Here is a 2589-nt window from a genome sequence, read left to right on the forward strand (position 1 = left end):
ACAGGTCCGCCCCGGCCCCGGTATTCCGGCGCGCCCTCCGGAGGCGTCGGCGGTCCGGTGCGGGTCATGCGAACGGGCCGCGCGGGCGGGTGCCGCCGCGCGTGGCGATCGGGTCCCTGCTCCGTTCACCGCCGACCGTGACCTCTACCGTGCACGGGTGTGCTCACCCGCATCGCTGTGGTGCCGTACCCGCCGCTGCTCGTCCCCGAACTGACCGTGCGGACCGGTCCGCGGACCGAGCCGGTGCGGGGCGCGTGCCTGCGCGCCACCACCAGTTTGACGGACTCGGCCGCCGAATGGGTCGCCGTCGGCGTAGATCGTCGCGGGCCGACCGTGCTGGAACCGGACACCGCCGGGACTTTCGCAGGGTACGGAGTTGATGTGCCGGTGAGCCTGGGCGGCGATCGGCCGGCGTGGGACCCGGAGCTGCCGGTGCCCGCCCGGGGCGCGGGTTGGTTGCGGCAGCAGGCGGGAGCCGAGCGCGTGACCGTGCGATTGCTGGCCGCGGACACTCCGACCGAGCAGGCGGCCGAGCTGGGTCGGCAGCTCGGGTCCGCTGCGGCGGAGTTCGGCCTGCTGGTGCTCGCCGAGGGCACCAACCGGCAAGACGAGCGCTCGCCGCACCCGCCGGATCCCCGGGCGCGCCGGCTGGACGAGCGACTGCGGTCGGCCGTGCGTGATGTCGACCGGCGGGAGCTGCTCGACCTCGATCCGCAGCTCTGCGCCGAACTCGGCGTTGCCTCTCGTGCCGCCTGGCAGTGCGCGGCGGGTGCGGCAGGCACCGGGAACTGGACCGGGCGGCTGGTGTACTCGGACACCCCGCACGGCGTGACCTACCACGTCGGAACCTGGTCGCGCGCCGCTTGACCTGCCCTTTCAATGCCCGCACTGCGGGGATCCGCACGCTCGTGCGGTTGTTCGCGGGATTTAGGGTGGCCGGGTGTCCGCTGCACCTGCGCAACGACTCGTGGCGATCGTCGGCCCGACCGCGACCGGCAAGTCCGACCTCGCAGTCGAGCTCGCCGACGAACTCGGCGGAGAAGTGATCAACGCCGACGCCATGCAGCTCTACCGGGGGATGGACGTAGGCACCGCCAAGCTCACCACCGAGCAGCGCCGCGGCGTCCCGCACCACCTGCTCGACGTGCTGGAGGTGACCGAGACGGCGTCGGTGGCGGCCTACCAGCGCGACGCGCGCGCCGCCGTCGAAGATGTCCTGGCGCGTGGCCGGACGCCGCTGCTGGTCGGCGGCTCCGGGCTCTACGTGCAAGCGGTGCTCGACGATCTGCGGTTCCCGGGAACCGATCCGCAAGTGCGCGCCCGCTGGGACGAGCAGCTACGGCAGCGCGGCGCCGCCGATCTGCACCGGCAGCTCTCGGAGGTGGACCCGACCGCCGCGGAGTCGATCCTGCCCAGCAATGGTCGCAGGCTCGTGCGCGCTCTCGAGGTCGTCGAGATCACCGGGGCCCCGTTCTCCGCGAACCTGCCCAAGCCGGGCCCCCCGCGTTACGACGCGCTGCTGTTCGGCCTGGACCGGCCGGTCGCGGAACTCGACGACCGGGTGGACCTGCGCGTCACCAGCATGTTCGACGCGGGCCTGGTCGCCGAGGTGCGTGAGCTGGTGCACCACGGTCTGCGGCACGGCCGCACCGCCTCGCGCGCACTGGGCTACCAGCAGGTCCTCGACGAACTCGACGGTGCGGGCGACATGGCCGCCGCGGCCGCCGAGACCGCCCGGTTCACTCGCCGGTTCGTGCGCAAACAGCGTTCGTGGTTCCGCCGCGACAAGCGCGTCAACTGGCTCGACGCAACAGCTGAGCAGGCGACGCCGGACCGCCTCCGGGCGCTGCTGCGCACGTAGACTTGCCGGGTGCGGTTTTCCGAAGGACCAGAGTTCGTCAAAGGCCACGGCACGCAGAACGATTTCGTCGTGCTGCCCGACCCGGAAGGCGAGCTGAAGCTGACCGAGGCCCACGTGCGCGCGCTTTGCGACCGGCAGCGCGGACTCGGCGCGGACGGGGTTCTCCGCGTCGTGCCCGCCGCCGCGGTGCCCGATGCGCCGGCGTCGGTTTCTCCGGACGTCTGGTTCATGGATTACCGCAACGCCGACGGCTCCCTCGCGGAGATGTGCGGCAACGGCGTCCGCGTTTTCGCCCGTTACCTCGTCGAGGCCGGTCTGGCCGCCGAAGGCGCCTTCGACGTCGGAACCCGGGGCGGCACCAAACCCGTCGTGACGCACCCGGACGGCAGCAGCACGGTGGAAATGGGACCGGCACGCATCTTCGGCGAATCCGGGACCACCGTCGGTCAGCAGCGATTCCGGGGACTCGCGGTGGACCTGGGCAACCCGCATCTCGCCTGCGTCACCGACCAGGACATAGCCGGGCTGGACCTGACCGAGGTCCCGCCGCACGACCCCGAACTCTTCCCGGCCGGCGTGAACGTCGAGTTCGTCCGCCGCCTCGGCCCGGACGCGGTGGGCGGGGCCGATCGCATCCGGATGCGGGTGCACGAGCGCGGCGTCGGCGAAACCCGCTCGTGCGGAACGGGCACGGTCGCGGCCGCGGTCGCCGCGCTGCACGCCGCCGG

General features: G+C 72.7%; 3 protein-coding genes. All 3 read left to right on the plus strand.

All coding sequences use genetic code 11. The annotated features are described in order from the left end of the window. The first annotated feature begins 159 nt into the window (after nucleotides 1-159). Entirely contained in the window at nucleotides 160-867 is a 708-nt protein-coding gene (locus IJH84_RS17970) for a hypothetical protein (RefSeq protein WP_295146521.1), read from the plus strand. A 73-nt stretch (nucleotides 868-940) separates the two neighbouring features. Next, complete coding sequence (gene miaA, locus IJH84_RS17975) at nucleotides 941-1861, plus strand: tRNA (adenosine(37)-N6)-dimethylallyltransferase MiaA (protein ID WP_295146522.1); 921 nt, start codon at nucleotides 941-943, stop codon at nucleotides 1859-1861. A 9-nt stretch (nucleotides 1862-1870) separates the two neighbouring features. Beyond that, the coding region (gene dapF, locus IJH84_RS17980; RefSeq protein ID WP_295146523.1) for a diaminopimelate epimerase at nucleotides 1871-2589 on the plus strand (719 nt) is incomplete at its 3' end.

The sequence above is a fragment of the Saccharopolyspora sp. genome, assembly GCF_017434145.1.
In the GTDB taxonomy this organism is placed as follows: Bacteria; Actinomycetota; Actinomycetes; order Mycobacteriales; family Pseudonocardiaceae; genus Saccharopolyspora_C; species Saccharopolyspora_C galaxeae.